General features: G+C 68.7%; 18 protein-coding genes and 1 riboswitch. Of the genes, 13 read left to right on the forward strand and 5 right to left on the reverse strand.

The window, feature by feature from the left end:
- Positions 1-36 precede the first annotated feature (36 nt).
- On the forward strand, positions 37-2,490 hold the full coding sequence (hrpB, locus tag JI664_RS22500; RefSeq protein WP_207016029.1) for an ATP-dependent helicase HrpB: 2,454 nt from the start codon (positions 37-39) through the stop codon (positions 2,488-2,490).
- A 144-nt stretch (positions 2,491-2,634) separates the two neighbouring features.
- Here hrpB and JI664_RS22505 read toward each other — a convergent pair whose 3' ends face one another.
- Positions 2,635-3,861, reverse strand: coding sequence for an FAD-dependent monooxygenase (locus tag JI664_RS22505; RefSeq protein ID WP_207016030.1), 1,227 nt, complete (start codon positions 3,859-3,861; stop codon positions 2,635-2,637).
- Positions 3,862-3,943: 82 nt separating this feature from the next.
- Between JI664_RS22505 and JI664_RS22510 the strand changes: the two genes are divergently transcribed.
- The gene (locus JI664_RS22510; RefSeq protein ID WP_286174244.1) at positions 3,944-5,278 is read left to right on the forward strand and encodes an amidase; all 1,335 of its coding nucleotides are present in this window, start codon (positions 3,944-3,946) and stop codon (positions 5,276-5,278) included.
- Between the two features lie 330 nt (positions 5,279-5,608).
- The gene (locus JI664_RS22515; RefSeq protein WP_207016031.1) at positions 5,609-6,004 is read left to right on the forward strand and encodes a (R)-mandelonitrile lyase; all 396 of its coding nucleotides are present in this window, start codon (positions 5,609-5,611) and stop codon (positions 6,002-6,004) included.
- Between the two features lie 15 nt (positions 6,005-6,019).
- Here JI664_RS22515 and aroC read toward each other — a convergent pair whose 3' ends face one another.
- Together aroC and dapA are read right to left on the reverse strand one after the other, a co-directional pair.
- Entirely contained in the window at positions 6,020-7,126 is a 1,107-nt protein-coding gene (aroC, locus tag JI664_RS22520) for a chorismate synthase (RefSeq protein ID WP_207016032.1), read from the reverse strand.
- A 304-nt stretch (positions 7,127-7,430) separates the two neighbouring features.
- A complete protein-coding gene (dapA, locus tag JI664_RS22525; RefSeq protein ID WP_207016033.1) occupies positions 7,431-8,306 on the reverse strand; it encodes a 4-hydroxy-tetrahydrodipicolinate synthase in 876 nt (291 codons plus the stop codon).
- 117 nt (positions 8,307-8,423) lie between these two features.
- On the opposite strand from dapA, the gene JI664_RS22530 reads away from it, so the two are divergent.
- Entirely contained in the window at positions 8,424-10,364 is a 1,941-nt protein-coding gene (locus tag JI664_RS22530) for a lytic transglycosylase domain-containing protein (RefSeq protein WP_207016034.1), read from the forward strand.
- Between the two features lie 86 nt (positions 10,365-10,450).
- A complete protein-coding gene (locus JI664_RS22535; protein WP_207016035.1) occupies positions 10,451-11,716 on the forward strand; it encodes an MFS transporter in 1,266 nt (421 codons plus the stop codon).
- On the opposite strand, the gene JI664_RS22540 is transcribed toward JI664_RS22535, so the two are convergent.
- On the reverse strand, positions 11,717-12,259 hold the full coding sequence (locus tag JI664_RS22540; RefSeq protein WP_207016036.1) for an NADPH-dependent FMN reductase: 543 nt from the start codon (positions 12,257-12,259) through the stop codon (positions 11,717-11,719).
- A 127-nt stretch (positions 12,260-12,386) separates the two neighbouring features.
- On the opposite strand from JI664_RS22540, the gene JI664_RS22545 reads away from it, so the two are divergent.
- Positions 12,387-14,051, forward strand: coding sequence for a thiamine pyrophosphate-binding protein (locus JI664_RS22545; protein WP_207016037.1), 1,665 nt, complete (start codon positions 12,387-12,389; stop codon positions 14,049-14,051).
- 264 nt (positions 14,052-14,315) lie between these two features.
- On the opposite strand, the gene cobO is transcribed toward JI664_RS22545, so the two are convergent.
- Complete coding sequence (gene cobO / locus JI664_RS22550; RefSeq protein ID WP_207016038.1) at positions 14,316-14,957, reverse strand: cob(I)yrinic acid a,c-diamide adenosyltransferase; 642 nt, start codon at positions 14,955-14,957, stop codon at positions 14,316-14,318.
- A gap of 35 nt (positions 14,958-14,992) precedes the next feature.
- Positions 14,993-15,212, forward strand: a riboswitch (cobalamin riboswitch).
- 81 nt (positions 15,213-15,293) lie between these two features.
- On the opposite strand from cobO, the gene JI664_RS22555 reads away from it, so the two are divergent.
- From JI664_RS22555 to cobJ, 7 genes are all read left to right on the forward strand, one after another.
- Entirely contained in the window at positions 15,294-15,656 is a 363-nt protein-coding gene (locus JI664_RS22555) for a DUF1636 family protein (protein ID WP_207016039.1), read from the forward strand.
- A gap of 105 nt (positions 15,657-15,761) precedes the next feature.
- The gene (cobW, locus tag JI664_RS22560; protein ID WP_207016040.1) at positions 15,762-16,799 is read left to right on the forward strand and encodes a cobalamin biosynthesis protein CobW; all 1,038 of its coding nucleotides are present in this window, start codon (positions 15,762-15,764) and stop codon (positions 16,797-16,799) included.
- Positions 16,800-20,039: a cobaltochelatase subunit CobN gene (gene cobN, locus JI664_RS22565; RefSeq protein WP_207016041.1), complete on the forward strand. Its 3,240-nt coding sequence runs from the start codon at positions 16,800-16,802 to the stop codon at positions 20,037-20,039.
- Positions 20,036-21,175: a cobalamin biosynthesis protein CobG gene (locus JI664_RS22570; RefSeq protein WP_207016042.1), complete on the forward strand. Its 1,140-nt coding sequence runs from the start codon at positions 20,036-20,038 to the stop codon at positions 21,173-21,175. The genes cobN and JI664_RS22570 overlap by 4 nt, the downstream gene beginning before the upstream one ends.
- Positions 21,176-21,805: a precorrin-8X methylmutase gene (locus tag JI664_RS22575; RefSeq protein WP_207016043.1), complete on the forward strand. Its 630-nt coding sequence runs from the start codon at positions 21,176-21,178 to the stop codon at positions 21,803-21,805. It abuts the gene before it with no gap.
- Positions 21,802-22,536, forward strand: coding sequence for a precorrin-2 C(20)-methyltransferase (gene cobI, locus JI664_RS22580; RefSeq protein WP_207016044.1), 735 nt, complete (start codon positions 21,802-21,804; stop codon positions 22,534-22,536). The genes JI664_RS22575 and cobI overlap by 4 nt, the downstream gene beginning before the upstream one ends.
- On the forward strand, positions 22,533-23,279 hold the full coding sequence (gene cobJ / locus JI664_RS22585) for a precorrin-3B C(17)-methyltransferase (RefSeq protein ID WP_207016045.1): 747 nt from the start codon (positions 22,533-22,535) through the stop codon (positions 23,277-23,279). The genes cobI and cobJ overlap by 4 nt, the downstream gene beginning before the upstream one ends.
- The last annotated feature ends 163 nt before the right edge of the window (positions 23,280-23,442 follow it).

A 23,442-nucleotide genomic window follows, 5' to 3' on the forward strand; every position in this document is an offset into this window, starting at 1 on the left:
GTTCCAATCGCGCCCCCGATGGCCCATAAGCGGGGCATGGATCTGCCCGGCCCCGCCCTTCCCATCGACCCGCTTCTGCCCGACCTGCTGGCCGCGCTGAAGGCACATGGTCAGGCCGTGCTGCAGGCCCCGCCCGGCGCGGGCAAGACCACGCGCGTGCCGCTGGCGATGCTGGGCCATGTCGAGGGGCGGATCGTCATGCTCGAACCGCGCAGGCTGGCCGCCCGCGCCGCCGCCGAACGCATGGCGGAAACGCTGGGCGAAACGGCAGGCGGGCGCGTCGGCTACCGCGTGCGCGGCGAATCGAAGACCTCGCGCGAAACGAAGATCGAGGTCGTGACCGAGGGCATCCTCACCCGGATGATGCAATCGGACCCCGGGCTGGACGGTATCGGCGCGGTGATTTTCGACGAATTTCACGAGCGCAGCCTCAATGCCGATCTGGGCCTTGCGCTGATCCTCGAAGCGCGCGCGGCGTTGCGCGAGGATCTGCAGCTTGTGGTGATGTCGGCCACGCTCGATGCCGCCCCGGTCGCGGCACTGATGGGCGACGCGCCCTTGCTGACCGCCGAGGGGCGTGCCTTCCCGGTCGAAACCCGCTGGCTTGACACCGCGCTGCCCGCCCGCGCCCGCCTGCCCGAGGCGGCAGCCGATCTGACCCTGAAAGCGCTGTCGGAAACCGAGGGCGGCGTGCTGGTCTTCCTGCCCGGCGAAGGCGAGATCCGCCGCACCGCCGCGCTGCTCGCCCCGAAACTGCCGGGCGACGTGCATCTGCAACCGCTCTTCGGTGCCATGGCGTTCAAGGACCAGCGCACGGCGCTGACGCCCGCCACGCAGGGGCGCAAACTGGTTCTGGCCACGTCGATTGCCGAAACCTCGCTCACCATCCCCGATATCCGCGTGGTGGTCGATGCCGGACAGGCGCGTCGCGCGCGGTTCGATCCCAATTCCGGCATGGCCCGGCTGGTGACCGAACGCGTCAGCCTTGCCGAGGCCGAACAGCGCCGGGGCCGCGCCGGGCGCGTAGCACAGGGTACTTGCTACCGGCTCTGGACCAAGGGGCAGGAAGGCGCGCTGTCTGCCTTCCCACCCGCCGAGATCGAGACCGCCGATCTGGCCGGGCTGGCGCTGGAACTGGCTCTCTGGGGGGCGCGCGCTCTGCCTTTCCTGACCCCGCCACCCCCCGGTCCGCTGGCCGAGGCGCAAGCCCTGCTGCGCGATCTGGGCGCGCTTGACGCGCAAGACCGGATCACCCCGCATGGCAAGGGCATGGCAGCGCTGCCGCTGCACCCGAGGCTCGCGCATATGCTGCTGCGCGCGGGCAAGGGCGCCGCCCCCCTCGCCGCGCTGCTCGCTGAACGCGACATCCTGCAGGGCGCGCCCGCCGACCTGTCGCTGCGCCTGAAGGCTCTGGACGATCCCCGCGCCTATCAGCGCGACCATTCCCACCCGCTGCGCCGCGACGCGCTGGACCGGGTGAGGCAGGAAGCCAAACGCCTCGCCCGGATGGCGCCCGAGGATCAGGGCCTCGACCCAGCCGAAATGGCCGCGCTCGCCTATCCCGACCGGATCGGCCTCAGGCGCAAGGGCGACGCGCCGCGCTACCTGCTCTCGGGCGGCAAGGGGGCGGTGTTCGACCCCGCCGATCCGCTGGCACAAACCCGGCTCATCGTCGCCACCGATCTCGACGGCGATCCGCGCGAAGCCCGGATCCGGCAAGCGCTGCCGATCAGCGAGGCCTCGCTGCGCGCCCAATTCCCCGAACTGATCCACTGGCAGGACGATTGCCACTGGTCCGACCGCGAAAACCGCGTTCAGGCGAAATCGCGCGAGAAACTGGGCGCGCTGACCCTTGCCGAACGCAATTGGAACGCCCCGCCGGATGCGCGCGCACGGGCCGCGCTCGACGGCGTCCGTGCGCTCGGTCTGGCGCAATGCGGCATGAGCCCGGCAGCAAGGCGGATGCAATCGCGCGTGACCCTGCTGCGTGCCGAGGGGGCCGACCTGCCCGATGTCTCGGACGCCGCGCTTCTTGATCGCGCCGAGGATTGGCTGCTGCCCTATCTGACGAAGGTCCGCAACGCCGAGGATCTCAAGGCCCTCGACCTGCACGAAGCGCTGCGCAACAGCCTTGACTGGGAGCAGCAACAACGCCTGGACCACCTCGCGCCGTCGCATTTCACCACGCCGCTCGATCGCCGCGTGCCGATCGACTATTCCGGCGGCCAGCCGGAAATCGCCGTGCGCCTGCAGGAAATGTTCGGCGTCACCGAACACCCGGTCATTGGCCCGCGTCGGCTGCCGCTGAAGATCACCCTGCTGTCCCCCGCGCAACGCCCGGTTCAGGTCACGACCGATCTGCCCCGCTTCTGGGACACGTCCTATGCCGATGTCCGCAAGGATATGCGCGGGCAGTATCCGCGCCACCCCTGGCCCGAAAACCCGCGCGAGGCCGACCCCACCCTGCGCGCCAAGCGCCGCGGGACCTGATCCCGGCCCCGGCGCTGCGAATGAGTATTTGAAGCAAAGTGAAGGGCATTTGAATCAAATTGTCCCGACCTCGCCCTTTCACTTTGTCACAAATACTCGCGGGGGTGAGGCGCGCACCGCCGAGGGGGCGGCAGCCCCCTTCTGTCAGATCCGCTCGCCCTGCATCAGTTTCGGCGTCGCGGCGTTCAGCCCCGCCGCCTCGCGGATGAAATGGCGTCGCAGCGGGGCCAGCGCGTTCACCGCCCCCATTCCGAGTCCCCGCACCGCTTCGAGCAGGGGATTCCCATTCGAGAACAGCGTGTTGACCGCGTCCATGCCCAGCGCCATCCGCGTCACGTCGAAGCGCCGCCATTCCTGATAGCGTTCCAGAACGTCGGGCGCGGCGATATCCTCGCCGCGGCGGGTGGCCAGCGTCAGCACCTCGGCCAGCGCCGCGACGTCGCGCAGGCCGAGGTTCAGCCCCTGCCCGGCGATCGGATGCACGCCATGCGCGGCGTCGCCCACCAGCGCCAGCCGCTCGGCCACGAAGCGTTCGGCCATGGTCAGCCGCAGCGGATAGGCAAAGCGCTTGCCCGCCAGCGCGATCTCGCCCAGGAAATCGCCGAAGCGCGGTTTGAGAACCTCGAGATATTCCGCCTCGCCCAGTTTCTGGATCGCTTCGGCTGTGGCGCGGCGTTCGGACCAGACGATCGAGCTGCGATGGCCCGGCAGCGGCAGGATCGCCAGCGGGCCGGGCGGCATGAAGAACTGATGCGCGATGCCTTCGTGGGGGCGCTCATGCTCGATGGCGCAGACCAACGCGGTCTGTCCGTAATCGTGCCCCCAGCGCGAAATGCCCGCGCGCGCGGCGACCGCCGAATCGCGCCCGTCGCAGCCCACCAACACCCGGCCCGTCAGCCGCCGCCCGTCTTCGAGCATCACCGCAGCGCAGCCGTCGCCTGTCTCTTGCGCGACTACGCGGGCGCCTGAGATCAGGGTGATCCGCGGCTCGGCCTTCATCGCGTCGAGGAAAGCGGCATAAAGATGCCGGTCTTCGAGCATCTGGCCCATCGGGCCTTCCTCGATCTCGGCCGCATCGAAGCCCAGCATCAGCGGCGAAGCGCCGCGCCCGGCATGGCCCTGACTGGCGCGGATGCCGAGGATCGGCTGCGCTTTGTCCCTGAGCCCGCGCCACAGGCCCAGAGCCCCGAGCACGCGGACCGACGCGATGGCCAGCGCATAGGCGCGTCCGTCGAAGGTTTCCTCGGCCCGGCTGGTTTCCGGGCGTGCGTCGATCACCGCGACGCTGAGCCCGCCCTGTGCCAGCGCCAGCGCCAAAGCCGGGCCGTTCAGCCCGCCGCCCACGATGAGAATATCGGCATCCTGTGTCATGGCGCCAAACTACTCCTGCCGCCGGGATTGTCCATGCGACACGCGCGCGGTAGCGTTCGGGCGCAACGGCAGGAGCATGGGCATGAGCGAAACCTGGCGCAAGATGAGCGCGGCGGCACTGGGACGCGGTATCGACGCGGGCGAGATCTGCCCGCTGGACCTGACCGAGAGCTTTCTCGACGCGATCGAGGCGCATCCGCATCGCGACCGGATCTACACCCAGACCATGCGCCTGCACGCGCTGGAAATCGCGGCGGCGGCGCGGGCGCGGGCCAAATCCGGGCAAAGACGCGGGCCACTGGATGGCGTTCCGGTCAGCTGGAAGGACCTGTTCGACACCGCCAATGTCCCGACCGAAGCGGGCAGCCTGTTGCTGAAAGGCCGGATGCCGGCGCGCGATGCGCTGGTCGTCGATCGCCTGACCGAGGCGGGCCTGCCGCCTTTGGGCAAGACGCATATGACCGAACTGGCCTTTTCCGGGCTGGGCCTGAACCCGGTGACGCAGACGCCGCCGCTGATCCACGATCCCGCACGGGTGCCGGGGGGCTCGTCCTCGGGCGCGGCGGCGTCGATTGCCTGGGATCTGGCGCCGCTCGCCATCGGGTCGGACACCGGCGGCTCGGTGCGGGTTCCGGCGGCGTGGAACGATCTGGTGGGGCTGAAGACCACCGCCGGGCGCATCCCGCTCACCGGCTGCGTACCTTTGGCCGAACGCTTCGACACCGTCGGGCCGCTTGCCCGCACTGTCGAGGACGCGGCGCTGGCCTTCTCGCTTCTGGATGGCAGCGCGCCGGTCGATCTGCGCGGCGCAGCGCTGGGCGGCCTGCGGCTTCTGGTGCTGGAATCGGTGGCCTTCGACGACATCCATCCGGCCCCCGCCGAAGGGTTTGACGCCGCGCTTGACGCCTTCGGCAAGGCGGGCGCCGTGATCGACCACGCAAAGATCCCTGCGGTGGACGAGGCGATGACGCTGGCGGGGATTCTCTATACCTCGGAATGCTACGGCATCTGGGGCGAAACGATCGAACTGACCCCCGACGTGATGTTCCCGCCCGTCCGCGACAGGTTCCGCGCAGGCGCCGCACATAACGCGTCCGATTACGTGGCCGGGTGGCGGCGGCTTGAGCGGCTGCGCGCGGAATGGCACGCGGCGGTCGCGGGCTATGACGCGGTGTTGATCCCCTCGGTCCCCAATGTGCCGCCGCTGATCGACGATCTGATGGCCGATCTGGATCTCTTCGCGTCGGAAAACCTGATGGCGCTGCGCAACACGCGGATCGGCAACCTGATGGGCCTTTGCGCGCTGACGCTGCCGACGGGCGTCGCCTCGGCCGGTGTCATGCTGATGGCCGGACCGGGTGACGAGGCGCGGCTTCTGCGCGTGGGTGCTGCGGCAGAGGCGGCCTTGGGTCTCTGACCCGCCGCCTCTGATGCTTGTTCGTCGTAGAACCCGGCGCCGCGACAGCGCGTACCGGGTGCCGGAGACAGGCGAGCCGTTCGCCCTCTTGCGAGGTGCCGGTCACTCGATCCCGTTGGCCCGCTGCAAGGCAGGGATACAGGCGGTGATTGCCCCAGCAGGGCCAACACAACGGGCCAGCAACAGGGTGAGCAGAACGACGCGCATGAATGACCTTGCCACCCGGCGGGGTAGCGATTGCGCCCGCGCGCCGTCAATGTGACGATAAGGCCGCCGCCGACCGACAGCGCGCGGCACAGCTTCCCGCAGTCAGGACAAGGGACCGAAATCATGGACATCACCCGCGCAAGCGATATCCAGAGCAAACAAGGGCCGTCCGACTGGTTCACCGGCTCGGTTCAGGTCGCCGCCCTGTTCAACCCGCACGATGCCGCGCGGGTTCAGGGTGCCAATGTCACCTTCCAGCCCGGCGCGCGCACCGCATGGCACAGCCACCCGCTGGGCCAGACGCTGATCGTCGTGTCCGGCATCGGCCGTGTGCAGCGCTGGGGCGGTCCGGTTCAGGAAATCCGCCCCGGCGACGTGGTGTGGTTTGCGCCCGGTGAAAAGCACTGGCACGGCGCCGCCGCCGATACGGCGATGACGCATACCGCGATCCACGAGGTGAAGGACGGCAAATCCGTCGACTGGATGGAACCCGTTACCGACGCGCAATACGACGGCTGAGCGGCGCGCGCAGCGTTAGCCGATGCGCCCGCGCGGCCCCTCGCCCACCTGCGCGCGGTGCAACAGGATCTGGTCAAGCAGCACGCAAGCCATCATCGCCTCGCCCACCGGCACAGCGCGGATTCCGACGCAGGGATCGTGGCGCCCCTTGGTGACCACATCGGTGCTTTCCCCGTCGATGGTAACCGACTGGCGCGATTGCAGGATCGACGAGGTCGGCTTGACCGCGAACCGCACCACCACGTCCTGCCCGGTCGAGATACCGCCCAGCACCCCGCCCGCATGGTTCGAGCCATAGACAAGCTGGCCGTCCTCGCCGATGCGGATCTCGTCGGCATTCTCGACCCCCGTCAGCGCGGCGGCGCCGAAGCCCGCGCCGATCTCGACCCCCTTGACCGCGTTGATCGTCATCATCGCCGCCGCCAGCTCAGAATCGAGCTTGGCATAGATCGGCGCGCCGATCCCGGCGGGCAGCCCCTGCGCGACCACCTCGATCGTCGCCCCGACCGAATTGCCTTGCTTGCGCAAAGCGTCGAGGTCCTCGGCCCACAGCGCGGCGGTCCCGGCATCGGGGCACCAGAACGGGTTCTCGCCGATCACCGACAGGTCCAGCCGCGCCCGGTCGATGCCGCGCGGCCCCATCTGCACCATGTAGCCGGTGATCGACAGATCCGGCACCAGCGTGGCCAGAACCTGCCGCGCGACACCCGCCGCCGCGACCCGCGCTGCCGTCTCGCGGGCCGAGGACCGCCCGCCGCCACGCGGATCGCGCAGGCCGTATTTCTGGTAATAGGTGATGTCGGCATGGCCGGGCCGGAAAGTCCGCGCGATCTCGCCGTAATCCTTCGAGCGCTGATCGGTGTTGCGGATCATCAGCTGGATCGGCGTTCCCGTCGTGCGCCCCTCATAGACGCCCGACAGGATCTCGACCGCATCGGCCTCGCGCCGCTGGGTGGTGTATTTGTTCTGGCCGGGCTTGCGCTTGTCGAGCCACGGCTGGATATCCGCCTCGCTCAGCGCGATGCCCGGCGGGCAGCCATCGACCGTGGCGCCCAAAGCGGGCCCGTGGGATTCGCCCCAGGTGGTGACGCGGAAAAGATGACCGAACGTGTTGAACGACATGGCGGCTCCCTCAGATCCGCCCCGGTCTAGCCTCGGGGCCAGTCTGGCTCAAGGGTGAAACGGGCCGCGCGGCGGTCTCGACCGCCCCCCTGACACGCGAAATCCCAAGGCAAGGCCAAAGGCGACGCCCCACCCGCTCTTCTCACCCGCGCCCCTTTCACTTTGTCGCAAATACTCCACGGGGGTCCGGGGGTGTGAAACCCCCGGTCCATCGCCCTGACACCGCACCGCGCCCCTCCCTGACACGCCACAGGGCCGCATGCGCGGCCCTGTTCCGTATCACGATGTCTGCGCTGTCACGCGGTCAGTTCAGCAGCCCGGCATGGCGCATCGCCGCGTCGATGGTGGCGGCGGTCTTTTCGGTCACGCCGAGGATCGGCAGCCGCACCTCGTTCTCGCAGCGACCGAGCCGCGACAGGGCGTATTTCGCGCCCGCCAACCCCGGTTCGAGGAAGATCGCCACATGCAGCGGCATCAGGCGGTCCTGATAGCTCAGCGCCTTGTGGTAATCGCCCGCCAGCGTCGCTTCCTGGAACTCGGCGCAGAGCTTGGGCGCCACGTTTGCGGTGACCGAGATACAGCCCACACCGCCATGCGCATTGAAGCCCAGCGCGGTGGCGTCCTCGCCCGAGAGCTGGATGAACTCCGCGCCGCAGCTCTGGCGCTGCATCGACACGCGCTCAAGCTTGCCGGTCGCGTCCTTGACGCCGACGATGCGCGGCAGCTTGGCCAGTTCGCCCATGGTTTCAGGCGACATATCGACGACCGAACGGCCGGGGATGTTGTAGATGATGATCGGCAGGTCGCAGGCATCGTGCAGCGCGCGGTAATGCGCGATCAGCCCGGCCTGGGTCGGCTTGTTGTAATAGGGCGTCACGATCAGCGCGCCATCGGCACCGACGCTTTCGGCATGTTTCATCAGGCGGATCGCTTCGGTCGTGTTGTTCGACCCGGCGCCGGCGATCACGGGCACGCGGCCCTTCACGCATTTGACGACGAATTCCACGACCTGTTCATGCTCGATATGCGTCAGCGTCGGGCTTTCGCCGGTGGTCCCCACGGGGACAAGCCCGTGCGATCCTTCCGCGATATGCCATTCGACCAACGCCTCGAGCGCCTCGTAATCGACCGCGCCGTTGCGGAACGGCGTGACCAAAGCGGGAAGCGAACCCCGGAACATGTGCGACTCCTCTTGGCGGCCTGCGCCTGCGGCCGGTCGGTGTGACCTGACCCCTTTGTGTGTTGCGCAAGCGTGCTAGGCGACTAGACTCTCCCGAAGACCTTTTCAAGAGCCAGCATGCGTCTCCTTACTGCCGTTCTTTCCGTCATCGCCTTTCCCGTGGCTGCCTGGGAAGGTGCCCCGCCGCCAAGGGCCGGCGGCGCTATCGGCGCGCTGGTTTCAGCGGTCCGGCAGGGCGACGCGCAGGCCTTCGAGACGTTGAGCGAAGCCGCCGGGCCGATCGGCGTGCGCATCGCCACCTGGCGGATCCTGCGCGAGGGGATCGCGGGCGACATGTCGACCTATGCCGCTTTCGATGCCCATCACGCGCATTGGCCCGGCATGGAGCTTTTGCGCGCCCGCGCCGAGACCGAGCTCGCCGACCAGCCGCCCGAGGTTGTGACCGGCTGGTTCGCCGCGCGCACGCCGCAGACCAGCGGCGGGCTGTTGGCGCTGTTGCGCGCGCAGACCGCGCTGGGTCAGGACACGAGCGCAACGCTGCGCAGCCTGTGGCTGGAACACGACCTGTCCGAGGCGATCGAAACCGACCTTCTCGACCGCTATGGCACGGTCCTGACACCGCTGAATGCCGATCGTCTGGACGCCATGCTTTGGGACGACGAGACCGAAGCCACCACCCGCATGTTGCCCCGCGTCACGGCGGGCGAGGCGGCGCTGGCGCGTGCGCGCATCGCCCTGCAGGCGCGCGAGGACGGGGTCAACGCGCTGATCAACGCCGTGCCCGCCGCGCTGCAATCCGATCCCGGACTGGCCTATGACCGCTTCATCTGGCGCCTGCGCCGGGGGCTGAGCGATACCGCTGTCGACCTGATCCTCGAACGCTCGCCCGACACGCTGGGCCGCCCGCAGGCCTGGGCCGGGCAGCGGCTGCGGCTGGCGCGCAACGCGATGGAGGACGGCGCGTATCCGACCGCCTACCGGCTGGCCGCGCAACACGGGCTCACCGATAACGGCGCCTCGATGGCCGAGCTGGAATGGCTGGCCGGGTACATCGCGCTGCGCTTCCTCGACCGTCCCGCCGATGCTGCGCAGCATTTCGCCCGGCTGCGCATCGACTCGACCAGTCCCATCACGCTGGGCCGCGCGGGCTATTGGGAAGGGCGCGCGCTGGATGCGGCGGGCGATGCCGTGGGCGCGCGCGCAGCCTATGAATTCGGCGCGCAGCACCAGACGGCGTTCTATGGCCAGCTTGCCGCCGAGCATCTGGGCCTGCCGCTTGACGCCGCGCTGGTGACGCCGCCCGATTATCCTGACTGGCACGAGACCGCGCTGGTCGATTCCGACCTGCTGCAGGCGGCGCTTCTGCTGCACGATTCCGGGCAATGGTACGAAGCGCGGCGCTTCACCCTGCAACTGGCCGAGAACCTGACGACCGAAGCCGAACTCGGCGCGCTGGCGCAGCTCTGGCTGGAGCGGGGCGAGCCGAACTTCGCCCTGCGCATCGCCAAGATCGCGGTCCGTATCGGCGTGGTCCTGCCCGCAGCCTACTTCCCCGTCACCGAGATGGCCGAGGCCGACCTGCGCGCGCCCGCCGACCTGACCCTCGCGATAGCCCGGCGCGAAAGCGAGTTCGACTTTCGCGCCCGCAGCCATGCCGATGCGCGCGGGCTGATGCAGGTCATGCCCGCCACCGGCGCGCATACCGCGCGGCGCATCGGCATCGCCTATGACGAAGAGCGGCTGAATTCCGACGCCACCTATAACGCCATCCTCGGCGCGGCGTATCTCGAGGAGATGATGGACCAGTTCGACGGCACGCTGTCGATGGTTTCGGCCGCGTATAATGCAGGTCCGGGCCGCCCGACCCGCTGGGCGCGCGACTATGGCGACCCCCGCGATCCCGACATCGACCCGGTGGATTTCGTCGAGATGATCCCCTTCAACGAGACCCGCAACTACGTCATGCGGGTGACCGAATCCGTCGTCATCTACCGCGCCCGCCTGCGCGGCGAAACCGGCCCGATCGGCCTGATCGACATCCTGCGCGGACGAAGCTAAGCGCGGGTGTCTGCCCGGCAGCGTATGCCTTGACCCCGCCGCGCATCGGCTTTCCAGTAACGCCTGTAACCGCGTCTGGATGACTCATGCCCGTCCCCTCTGCCCTGACCCGTTTCATTGCCGCGAGCGGGCTGACCAATCTCGGCGACGGGATCGCGACCATCGCCTGGGCATGGACCGCCTCGCTGCTGACGCGCGACCCGCTCTTGATCGCGCTGGTGCCGGTGGCGTTGCGCCTGCCGTGGGCGGTCTTTGCGCTGCCCGCTGGCGTGATCACCGACCGCACCGACCGCCGCCGTCTGATCCTGACCATGGATGCAGCGCGGATGCTGGCCTTTCTCGCCGCCGCGCTGGCGCTCTGGGCGGCGCTGCCCCTGCCCGACGCGCCCGAGACCGGGACCTCGGCGCCGCTGGCCTTCGCCGCCCTCATGCTGGCCGCGCTTGTCGTCGGCGTGGCCGAGGTGTTTCGCGACAATGCCGCGCAGACCATGTTGCCGTCGCTGGTCCCGCATGAGCGTCTGGAAGCGGCGAATGGCCGGTTGTGGAGCGTCGAGCTGGCCGGGAATGCGCTGATCGGGCCGCCGCTGGGCGCGCTGCTGATCGGGCTCGCCCTGCCGCTGCCGTTCATCGCCAACGCCGCCGCCTATGGCACGGCGGCGCTGATCGTGGCCGGGCTGGCCGGACGTTATCGCGCCGAGCGGCCCCAACCGCGCAGCTTCCGTGCCGAGCTGGCCGAGGGGCTGGCCTTTCTGCGCGGCTCGGACCTGTTGCGCATGCTGGCGGTGCTGACCGGGCTGTGGAACCTGTTCTTCATGATGGGGTCGATCGCGCTGGTGCTGCATGTTCAGGAAAATCTCGGCCTGTCCTCGACCGCCTACGGGCTGATCCTGGCCGCCGGGGCGGTAGGCGGCATCACCGGCGGGCTGATGGGCGAGCATGTCGTGCGCTGGCTTGGACCCGCGCGCACTGCGCAGGTCACGCTCGCCGTCTCGCCGCCCGCCTTTTTGCTCTTCGCGCTGGCGCCCGGCCCGTGGTCGCTGGCGCTGGTGCTGGCGGTGTTCGACTGGGCGGGCTTTGTGTGGAACACCGTTTCGGTCGCGACCCGCCAGCGGATGATCCCCGACGCGCTTCTGGGCCGGGTCAACAGCGCCTATCGGTTGCTCGCCTGGGGAATGATGCCGCTGGGGCTGCTGCTATCAGGGCTGCTGGTGCGGCTCACCGACGGGCCGCTGCCGCGCGGGCTGGCGCTGACCACGCCCTTCCTTGCCGCCTCGCTCGGTTCGGTCGCGGTCGTATTGTGGGGCTGGGGGCCGCTGGGGCGGCTTCTGGGCCGCAAGCGCCCCCGCAGGTGATCAGCGACGGGCTTCGGCCTGCGCCCGCAGCCGTCCCATCAGCGTCGCGACCTGCTTGGCATAGCGCTCGGACACCAGATGCCCGGCCTCGTCGAACTCGCCCGAGGCATTGCCCACCAGCACCTCGGGCCATGACAGCGGCTCGACCCGGTGCGGCACCAGCATCCAGCGCAGCACGTTCTGCGACCGCTCGCCCCCGGCCCGGCCCCCAGCGGCGGTAACGATCGCCACGGGCTTGCCCGCCAGCGGGTTGGGTTTCAGCCGGCTCATCCAGTCAAGCGCGTTCTTCACCACCCCCGGCGGCGCCTTGTTGTATTCGGGGCAAGCGAACAGCACCGCGTCCGCCGCCTCGATCACCGCGCCCAGCGCCGTCACTTCGGGCGGGATGCCCTGTGCCTCCAGATCCTCGTCGAAAAGCGGCAATCGCAGGCTGCCTTCGGTAAAAGACCCGCCGAACGCGCGCGCGGCTTCCATCATCAGCTTGCGGTTCAGGCTGTCGGCGCGCAGCGATCCGCACAGGCCCGCAAGGGTCATGTCGCTCATCGGGGTCTCCTTTGCCCGGTCCTCTGCCCTGTCCTAACGCGCCCTGCCCGCAAGACAAGCATGTGGCGCGCTTGAAACCCGCCCGCACTTGCGCCACCGTCCGACCAGCACGAAACGGAGGCAATCCATGCGGCACGGCGGACAGATCCTGGTCGATCACCTGAAGGCACAAGGCGTGCGGCGGGTCTTTTCGGTTCCGGGCGAGAGCTTTCTCGCGGCGCTGGACGGCCTGCACGAGTCGGGGATCGAGAACATCGTCTGCCGCCATGAAGGCGGCGCGGCGATGATGGCCGAGGCGCATTTCAAGATCACGGGCGAGGTCGGCATCGCCTTCGTCACCCGCGGGCCCGGCGCCAGCAATGCCGCCTCGGGCATCCATGTCGCGCAGCAGGATTCCTCGCCGATGATCCTGTTCGTGGGTCAGATCGATTCCGGCCACCGCGACCGGGGCGCGTTTCAGGAAGTCGATTACCGCCAGATGTTCGGCGGGCTGGCCAAATGGGCGGCCGAAATCGACGATATAAGCCGCCTGCCCGAATATCTCGCCCGCGCCTTTCATCTCGCGCAGTCGGGGCGCCCCGGCCCCATCGTGCTCTCACTGCCCGAGAACATGCTGTCGGCGCGCACCGAAATCCCCGATCTGGCCCCGCCGCCGCCGATGCCCGCCACACCGTCCGAGGCCGAGATCGCCGCGCTGTGGGACGGGCTGAAAGACGCGAGGCGCCCGCTGGTCGTGGTTGGCGGGCCGCATTGGTCGACGCAGGCCGCACGCGACCTTGCCGATTTCGCCAGCGCCACGGGCCTTCCGGTGGCGCAGACCTTCCGCCGTCAGGACCGGCTTGACGCCGATCATCCGGGCCATGCGGGCGATCTCGGCGTCGGCATGAATCCAAAACTCGCCCAGCGCCTGCGCGAAGCCGACACGCTGCTCATCCTCGGTGCGCGGCTGGGCGATACGGCGACCGATGGCTACACGCTGATCGACCCCGCCGCGCCGGGCAAGCGCGTGCTGCATGTGCATCCCGACCCGGACGAAGTGGGCCGGGTCTGGCGCCCCGATTGCGCGATTGCCCGCCGCGCGCCCGAGATCATCGCCACGCTCGCGGCCAGCGTGCCGCAGGGCCTGCCCGACTGGTCGGACTGGACCGCCGCCGCCCATGCCGACCTTCTCGACTGGCGCCAGTCGCGCGAAACGCCGGGCGCGGTCAAGCTCGAACAGGTCATGGCGTGGCTGTCCGACAACGTCCCCGCCGATGCCATCGCCACCAACGGTGCGGGCAATTACTGCACCTGGATGCACCGCTATTTCCGCCCGCGCGCCTTTCCCGGGCAGATCGGTCCGACCTCGGGCAGCATGGGCTACGGGTTTCCCGCCTCGATTGCCGCCAGCCTTGAGCATCCCGACAAGACCGTGCTGTGCTTCGCCGGCGATGGCTGTTTCCAGATGACGCTCAACGAACTCTCGACCGCGCGGCAATACGGCGCGACGCCGATCGTCATCCTTGCCAATAACGGTCGCTACGGCACGATCCGAATGCATCAGGAACGCACCTATCCCGGCCGCGTCTCGGGCACGGACCTGTTCAACCCGGACTATGCCGCGCTCGCCCGCGCCTATGGCGGCCACGGCGAAACCGTGTCCCGGACCGAGGATTTCCCTCAGGCCTTCGCCCGCGCAAAGGCGGCAGGCACCGTCGCGGTGATCGAGCTTGTGCTCGACCCGCAGGCGCTGACTCCGGGTCAGACCCTCGACGCGGCCCGGAAGCAGGGCGAAAACGCGGTCTCTGGTTGACGTAACCGGTCGTCACCGGAGGCCAGTTCCCGGGAACCGTCGGCATCAAAAATCCGCCGTCTGACCGGGCGCCATACGACCGGCGCCTACGGACTTTTCTGCATCGCCGGGCGACTGTCATTGGTCGCCCCACGATCACGCTACACCATCCGATCTTTCGAAACCGTTAAAGCATGGCGAGAAACATGCTGCGTCTGGCCGTCACGCCCACAACCGCCAAGCCAAAGGCAACCTGCCCCAGAACGCTTGCGACGCTTGGCTCACTCAGAATTCCACGCCCGCCTGCGCCTTGATTCCCGCCCGGAACGGGTGTTTCACCAGCGTCATCTCGGTCACCATATCGGCCAGTTCGATCAATTCCGGCTTCGCGTTGCGCCCGGTCAGGACGACATGCGTCATCTCGGGCTTTTCTGTCGCGAGGAAATCCACGACCTCGTCGATATCCAAGTACTCATAGCGCAGCGCGATGTTGATCTCGTCCAGCAACACCATACGGATTTCGGGATCGCGGATCAGCGCCTTGGCCTTTTCCCAGCCCTTCTGCGCCGCCGCGATGTCGCGCGCCTTGTCCTGCGTTTCCCAGGTAAAGCCCTCGCCCATCGCGTGGAATTGGCAAAGATGACCGAAACTCCCGGTCAACAGCCGCCGCTCGCCGGTATCCCAGCTGCCCTTGATGAACTGCACCACGGCGCAGGGCATCTCATGCGCGATGGCGCGCAGAATCATGCCGAACCCGGACGAGGATTTGCCCTTCCCCGGCCCGGTATGCACGATGATCAGGCCCTTCTCGCCCTGCCGCGCCTCGGCCATCCGGTCGCGCGCGGCCTTGATCTTCTGCATCTTCGCTTTGTGGCGCGCCGCGTCTTCAGCCGCGTCATCGTCCCGTTTGTCGGTGCCGTCCGTCATCCGTCGCATCCCCGCTTGACTTGAAGGCCCCTGCATCGCATGTCCGCAGGGTTGGTGCCTGTCCTCCGAGGCAGGTGAAAAGGGAATGCGATACCGGGTCAACCCCAATCGGGCCGACCCTCAAGCGCAGCCGCCCCCGCGACCGTGACCGGAGGGGCCATCCACACGCCACTGGCGACAAGCCGGGAAGGCGGATGGCCGCAGGGAAACCTGAACTCCGCAAGCCGGGAGACCTGCCAGCGCCGAGACAACCAGCCGGACGGGGTGTTCCGGTGACGGGTCAGGACCGCGCGCAGCCCGTGGAACCCCCGCACCATCCCCGCCAGAAAGAGCAAGATGACCGATACGGTCGACCTTCTGGTCTGCGTGACCTGTCGATACATGGACCGGCGCGATGCCGATCCCGAAGCGCCGCGTCCGGGGCGTCTGCTGGCCGATGCGCTGGCCGACACGCTGCCCGAGGGCGTCACGCTGCGCGAAACCGAATGTCTGTCCAATTGCTCGCGCGGATGCACCGTGGCTTTGCGGGGCCCGGGCAAATGGACTTATATCTATGGCAACCTTGCCGCCGAACAGGCCGGCACCGTGGCCGAGGGCGCGGCCAAGTATCAGACCCATCCCACCGGGCTGGTCCCATGGCGCGAAAGGCCCGAGCATTTCCGCAAGAATTGCATCGCCCGCATTCCGCCTCTGGAGTGACCGTAATGTGCTCAAATCTCCTTTCCCGGTCATCATGACTGCGAAATCCTAACAAATCCTCTGCGCGTGACGCCTCCCGATCGCGCCCCCGAACCGGAGCCCAAGATGTCCGACCTGAACAAAGTCCCCGTCACCATCGTCACCGGCTTCCTCGGCTCGGGTAAAACGACGCTGATCTCGCACCTGATCCGCAATTCGGGCGGGCGTCGGCTGGCCGTCGTCGTCAATGAATTCGGCACGCTGGGGGTTGATGGCGAGATCCTCAAGGGCTGCGCCATTCCCGATTGCCCCGAGGAGAACATCCTCGAGCTGGCGAATGGCTGCATCTGCTGCACCGTGGCCGACGATTTCGTGCCCACGGTCGAAAGCCTTCTGGCCATGAATCCGCGCCCCGATCACATCCTGATCGAGACTTCGGGTCTGGCCCTGCCCAAGCCGCTGCTCAAGGCCTTCGACTGGCCCGATATCCGCTCGCGCATCACCGTGGACGGGGTGATCGCGCTGGCCGATGCCGAGGCCGTCGCGGCGGGACGGTTCGCGCCCGATGTGGCGGCGGTGGATGCCCAGCGCGCCGCCGATGACAGTATCGATCACGAAACCCCGCTGAGCGAGGTGTTCGAGGACCAGATTTCCTGCGCCGACGTTGTCCTTCTGACAAAGGCCGACCTTGCCGGGGCCGAGGGCATCGCCGCCGCGCGCGCCATCATCGCCGCCGAAGCCCCCCGCCCCCTGCCGGTGGTCGAGGTGACGGAAGGGGCCGTCGATCCGCGCGTCATCCTGGGCCTCGGCGCCGCGGCCGAGGACGACATCGCGCAGCGCCCATCGCACCATGACGGGCATGACGATCACGAGCACGACGATTTCGACACGATCGTCGTCGAGTTGGACGAGGTGGACGATCTGTCCGCGCTGACGGCGAAGATCGAGCAGATGGCGCGCAATCTCGATATTCTGCGGGTCAAAGGTTACGTCGCGGTTAAGGGCAAGCCGATGCGCGCGCTGGTGCAGGCGGTAGGCGCGCGGGTGCGTCATCAATTCGACCGCCCGTGGAAACCGGGTGAGGCACGGGTGACCTCGCTGGTGGTCATCGCCGAGCATGACCGCATCGACGCCGCCGCGATCCGCGGGGCGCTGGGGGTGTAAATGCACGTCCTGTTCCGCGAAAGCCACGGGCTCGACGAGGCCGCCACGCCGCAGGATCTGGGCCAGACGCCCGCCGATCTTGTCGTGCTGTCGTTCTCGGATTCCGACCTTGGGGCTTTCGCGGCGGGCTGGCATCGGGCGGCGGGCAGCCTGCCCACGCTCAGACTGGCCAATCTGGCCGCGCTGAAGCATCCGCTGTCGGTCGATACCTATATCGATCAGACGCTTAGCGGTGCCAAGGGCGTGTTGATCCGGCTGATCGGTGGCGTCCCCTATTGGTCCTACGGGCTGCAACAAGTGCAGGCGCTGGCGCAGCGTAGCGACATCGCGCTGGCGGTTTTGCCCGCCGATGGCCGCGCCGATCCCCGGCTCGATGCGCTCAGCACGCTGCCGGTATCGACCCTGCGGCGGTTGCAGCATCTGTGCGATCAGGGCGGCGCGGTGGCGGCGCAGGCGGCGCTGCAACAATTCGCGCTGGCCTGCGGGCTGTATGCGCCGCCGGTGCGCGGGATCCGCGTCACGCCAGAGGTCGGCGGCTGGACGCCCGAGGGCATCACCTGCCCCGCCGCGCTGGCCTTCGTTACCCCGGAGTCTGGCGACCGGCCGCGTATTCTTCTGACCTTTTACCGCGCCTATCTGACCGCGGCCGATACCGAGCCGCTGGAACAGATCGCGCGCGCCTTCGATGCGGCGGGTTACGACGTGATCGGTCTGTTCGCGCCGTCGCTCAAGGCGCCGCAGGCGCGCGGCTGGCTGCAGCGCTGGGTCGACCACCTTGCCCCCGCCGCGATCGTCAACGCCACGGCCTTCAGCGGGCGCGATGGCGGGGCCTCGCCGCTGGATGCGGGCAATGTGCCGGTGTTTCAGGTCGCACTGGCCACCAACCCGCGCAAGGCTTGGGACGAATCGGATCGCGGCCTGTCGCCCGCCGATCTGGCCATGCATGTCGTGCTGCCCGAAGTGGACGGGCGGATCTTCGGGTCAGTCGTCAGCTTCAAGGGCGCGTCCGATCCCGACCCCGATCTGCAATTCGCCCGGACCCTGCACCGGGCTGAGCCCGAGCGCATCGCCGCCCTGACCGCGCGGGTCACCGGCTGGCACGCTCTGGCCACCCTGCCCCCTGCGCAGAAGCGCGTTGCGCTGGTTCTGTCCACCTATCCCGGCAAGGGATGGCAGATGGCGCATGCCGTGGGCCTCGACGCCCTGGAATCGGCGCGTGCGATCCTGACCAGCTTGCGGGCGCAGGGCCATAACATCGCCGACGCCGATCCGCGCGCACTGGAAACCACGCGCATCGACTGGCCGCTCGACGCCTATCGGCAGGCGCTTTCTGCCCTTCCGCAAAGCCTGCAGGAAGAGATCCACACCCTCTGGGGCGACGCACAGGACGATCCCGACCTCAGCAACGGGGCCTTTCAGTTTGCCGCGATCCGGGCCGGGCGTGCCCTCATCGCCCTGCAGCCCGAACGCGGCACGCCCATGCTGCGCGAAAACGATTACCACGACGTTACGAAGACCCCGCGCCACGCCTATGTGGCCTTCTATCTATGGCTGCGCGAACAGGCCGATGCGCTGGTTCATATCGGCGCGCATGGCACGCTGGAATGGCTGCCGGGCAAGTCGGTCGCGCTGTCGGATGCCTGCTGGCCCGAGGCGCTGACGCGCGGACTGCCGGTGATCTATCCGTTCATCGTCAACGATCCCGGCGAGGCCGCGCAGGCCAAGCGGCGGATCGGCGCGGTGACCATCGGCCATGTGCCGCCGCCGATGACCGAGGCGCAGACGGGCGCCGGGATGACCCATCTGGAAGCGCTGCTCGATGAATTCTCGAATGCCGACGGTCTGGACCCCGCGCGCCGCGACAGGCTGCAGCAGGACATCCGCGCCGAGGCGCAGGCTTTGGGGCTTGAGGCCGAGCTGGGCCTGACCACCGCCACCTCGCTGGCCGAGGCGATCACCCGCATCGACCGTTTCGTCTGCGACGTGAAGGAAAGCCAGTTCGGCGAGGGGCTGCATGTCTTCGGCACCGGCGAGCATGGCGCGCAAGAAACCGAGGGCCTGAGCCGGGCGCTGTCGGGCCGTTTCGTTCTGCCCGGCCCCTCGGGTTCGCCATGGCGGGGGCGCAGGGACGTGCTGCCCACGGGGCGCAACCTGTTCACCACCGATCCCCGCGCCGTGCCCACCCGCGCCGCCTATGCGCAAGGCGTGAAACTGGCCGAGGAGCTGGTGCGCCGCCATTTGCAGGATCAGGGCGACTGGCCGCGCAATCTGGTGATCGACCTGTGGGGCAGTGCGACGATGCGCACGGCGGGCGAGGAATTCGCCATGGCGCTGCATTTGCTGGGTGCAAAGCCGGTCTGGGACGGAGAGTCGGGGCGCGTCAGCGGCGTCGAGATCTTGCCGATCGCCGAGCTCGACCGCCCCCGGCTGGACGTGACCCTGCGGGTGAGCGGCCTGTTCCGCGACGTGTTCCCCGAACTGTCGAGCCTCTTCGCCACCGCCGTCAAGGCACTGGCCCAGCGCGACGAGGCGCCCGACTGGAACCCCTATGCAGGGCGCGACGATCTGAACCGCGTCTACGGGCCGAAACCGGGCACCTACGGGCTGTCGATGGGCGAGACGGCGGACACCTATACGCCGGAAGCCCGGCAGGCCGCGGGCGAGGCATGGCTGAACGCCAGCGCGCACGCGCTCGATACCAGCGAGGAAGACGCCGAGGGGCTGAAAGCCCGCGTGCGCAATGCCGACGCGTTCGTGCATTTGCAGGACCTGCCCGAAACCGACCTGCTGCTGGCCGCCGATTACGCCGCGCACGAAGCCGGTTTCGCTGCGGCGCAGCAGATCACCGGGGGAGAGGCCGCGCTCTATCACCTCGATGCCCGCGACCCGGCCAAGCCCGCAGCCCGCACCCTGACCGAGGAGCTCGCCCGCGTCGTGCGCGCGCGTGCCGCCAATCCGAAATGGATCGACGGCATGATGAACCACGGCTTCCGGGGCGCGGCCGAGATCGCCGCGACGCTCGATCATCTGGGCGCCTTCGCCCATCTGGCCAAGGCCGTGCCGCCCCAGCTTTTCGACCTGTATCACGAGGCCACGCTGGGCCGGGACGATGTGCTGGCCTTCCTCGAGCGGGAAAACCCGCAGGCGCTGGCGGCGATGCAGGCACGCTTTGCCGCCTTGCACGCGGCGGGGCTGTGGTCCACACGAAGGAATTCGATCCTTGCGGGGCTGACGAAATGAGTGTCGCAACACGCTTCAGTATCAAGGGCTGGTGCCCCGGCGCGCTGCGTCCGATGCTGTCGGGCGACGGCTATGTCGTGCGGGTGCGCCCCCGGCTGGCCGAGCTGAGCGCCGCGCAGGCGCTGGGCCTGTGCGCGGCGGCCCGGACGCATGGTGCGGGGCTGATCGACCTGACAAACCGCGCCAATGTCCAGATCCGCGGCGTGACCGAGGACGCTTGGCCCGACCTGATCGACGCGCTGACCGCGCTGGGCCTGATCGACCGCGATATCGACACCGAGACCCGGCGCAACATCGTCACCGCGCCGAACTGGGACGAGGGCGACGATACCCACCGGCTGAGCACCGAGCTGATCGCCCGGCTGGCTGAGCTACCCGAGCTTCCGCCGAAGATGGGCTTTGCCATCGACGCGGGCGCGGGACCGCTCTTGCAGGACGTGCCGTCCGATTTCCGCATCGAGCGCGGCACCGATCGCCGTCTGATTCTGCGGCCCGACGGACGCGAGACAGGCCTGACCCTGATGCCGGGAACCGAGATCGACACGCTGATCCGGCTGTGCCACTGGTTCATCGCCTCGGGCGGCGCGCAGGCCGGCCGCATGGCCCGCCACGAAGCCCCTCTGCCCGACTGGGCGCAAGACCTGCAGCCCCCCGCACCCGCCCGCGCGCCGCTGACCCCGGGCCCGCAGGCGCTGGGCATGGTGCAGGGCTGCGCTTTCGGGCAGGTCCGCGCCGACGACCTTGCCGCCGCGATCACGGCGAGCGGCACCAGCGCCCTGCGCATCACCCCGTGGCGCGCGCTGTTGATGCTGGGCGCAAATCCCGGCCCGCAACCGGGCCTGATTGCCGACCCGCAGGCGCCCGAGCTGACCACCGATGCCTGCCCCGGCGCCCCTTTCTGCCCGCAGGCGAGTGTCGAGACCCGCGCGCTGGCGCGCACCCTCGCCCCCCATGTCCAAGGCCGCCTGCATGTCAGCGGCTGCGCCAAGGGCTGCGCGCGGCCCGCACCCGCCGATGTCGTCATCACCGGCGAAAACGGCGCTTACGGCATGGCGACGCATGCCCGCGCGGGCGATCCAATGACCCAAACCGGGCTGAGCGCCGATGACCTGCTTGCCCATTTCGGAGCCCGATGAATGCCCTGGACTTATGAAACCGACGGCGCGGCGATCTATCGTCAGTCCTTTGCCACGATCCGCGCCGAGGCCGATCTGGGCCGCTTCGACGCCGACGAGGAACAGGTCGTCGTCCGCATGATCCACGCCGCCGGGATGGTCGGGCTGGAGAGCTTCGTGAAGATGACGCCCGGTTTCGTGACCGCCGCGCGCGCGGCGCTGGAAAACGGCGCGCCGATCCTGTGCGACGCGCGCATGGTGTCCGAAGGCGTCACCCGCTTCCGCCTGCCCGCCGAGAACCCGGTGATCTGCACCCTGCACGACCCGGAAGTCCCCGATATGGCCAAGGCCATGTCCAACACCCGGTCGGCCGCCGCGCTGGAACTCTGGCGCCCGCATCTGGACGGCGCGCTGGTCGCCATCGGCAACGCGCCCACCGCGTTGTTCCACTTGCTCAACATGCTCGAAGACCCTGATTGCCCGCGCCCGGCGGCAATCATCGGCTGCCCGGTGGGCTTCGTCGGCGCGATCGAATCGAAAGACGCGCTGTGGCAGGTCCAGCCGGTGCCGTCCTGCATCGTCGAGGGGCGGCTGGGAGGCTCGGCCATCACGGTCGCCGCGATCAACGCCATCGCGAGCCGCAAGGAATGACCCCCATCTTGAAATCGGGCACCGTTCACGGCGTGGGCCTTGGCCCCGGCGCGCAGGACCTGATGAGCGTGCGCGCCGACCGGCTGATCCGGGGCGCGAAGCATGTCGCCTATTTCCGCAAGGCCGGGAAACCCGGACAGGCACGCCGCATCGTCGAGGGGATGCTGAGGGACGACGTGGTGGAATTCCCGATGGATTATCCCGTCACCACCGAGATCCCGCTGGCCGATCCACGCTATGCCGCGTCGCTGGCCGAGTTCTACGCGGACGTTGCCGCGCATCTGCGCGCGCTGGCCGAGGGCGGTGAGGATGTCGTCGTGCTGGCCGAGGGCGATCCGTTCTTCTACGGCTCGTTCATGCATCTCTTCACCCGGCTCGAGCCGCATGTGCCCGTGCGCGTCGTGCCCGGTATCACCGGCATGGCAGCGGCCTGGACTGCGACCGGCGCGCCGATCACATGGGGCGATGATGTGCTGACCGTGGCGCCCGCCACACTGCCCGAGGCCGAGCTGACGGCCCGCATCGCCGATACCGACGCGCTTGTGGTGATGAAGATCGGCCAGAACCTGCCCAAGCTGAAACGCGCCGTCGAGGCGGCGGGCCGGATGGGCGAGGCTTGGCTGGTGGAATACGCGGCGATGGCGGAAGAACGGGTGTTGAAACTGGCCGAAGTCGACAAGGCCCCCTATTTCTCGATCGCCATGATCCACGGACAGGGACGCAGGCCATGACGGGCTGGGTTGTCATCGCCGGACTGGGGCCGGGCCGCGAAACGCTCGTCACGCCCGAGGTGCGCGACGCGCTGGCCGAGGCTACGGATGTGGTGGGCTATATCCCCTATGTCGCCCGCATAACCCCACGCGAGGGGCTGGTGCTGCACGCCTCGGACAACCGGGTAGAGCTCGACCGCTCGCGGCATGCGCTGGAAATGGCGGCCGAGGGGAAACGCGTCGTCGTCGTCTCGTCGGGCGATCCCGGCGTCTTCGCCATGGCCGCCGCCGTGTTCGAGGCGTTGGAGTCGGGCCCCGAGGCGTGGCGCGCGCTGGAAATCCGCGTGCTGCCGGGCATCACCGCGATGCTGGCCGCTGCTGCGGCGGCGGGCGCGCCCCTGGGCCATGATTTCTGCGCGATCAACCTCAGCGATAACCTGAAACCCTGGGCGCTGATCGAGAAACGCCTGCGGCTGGCCGCCGAGGCCGATTTCGCCATGGCCTTTTACAATCCCCGCTCGAAATCCCGGCCCGAGGGCTTTACCCGCACGCTGGAAGTCCTGACCGAGACGTGTGGCGACGCGCGCCCGGTGCTGTTCGCCCGCGCCGTCTCGACCCCCGAACAGGCGCTGCGGATCGTGCCGCTGCCCGACTGCACGCCCGAAATGGCCGATATGCGCACGATGGTGATCGTCGGCAATTCGGCGACGCGGGTGATCGACACGCCGCGCGGGCCGATCCTGTACACGCCGAGATCGGTATGACGCGCGGGGTTTCGCCCTTCTTGCCCGCTGTCGCGGGCGCGGCGGGCGACCCGGCCGCGCTTCGCGCGGCGACTCTTGCGAAGGGCGCCTCGCTTCGCTCGGCATTGGGGGGCGCTGCCCCCCGCCTTCGGCTCCCCCCGGGATATTTTCGGAACAAAGATGC

The organism is Rhodobacter sp. NTK016B (assembly GCF_017303295.1).
GTDB lineage: Bacteria > Pseudomonadota > Alphaproteobacteria > Rhodobacterales > Rhodobacteraceae > Pararhodobacter.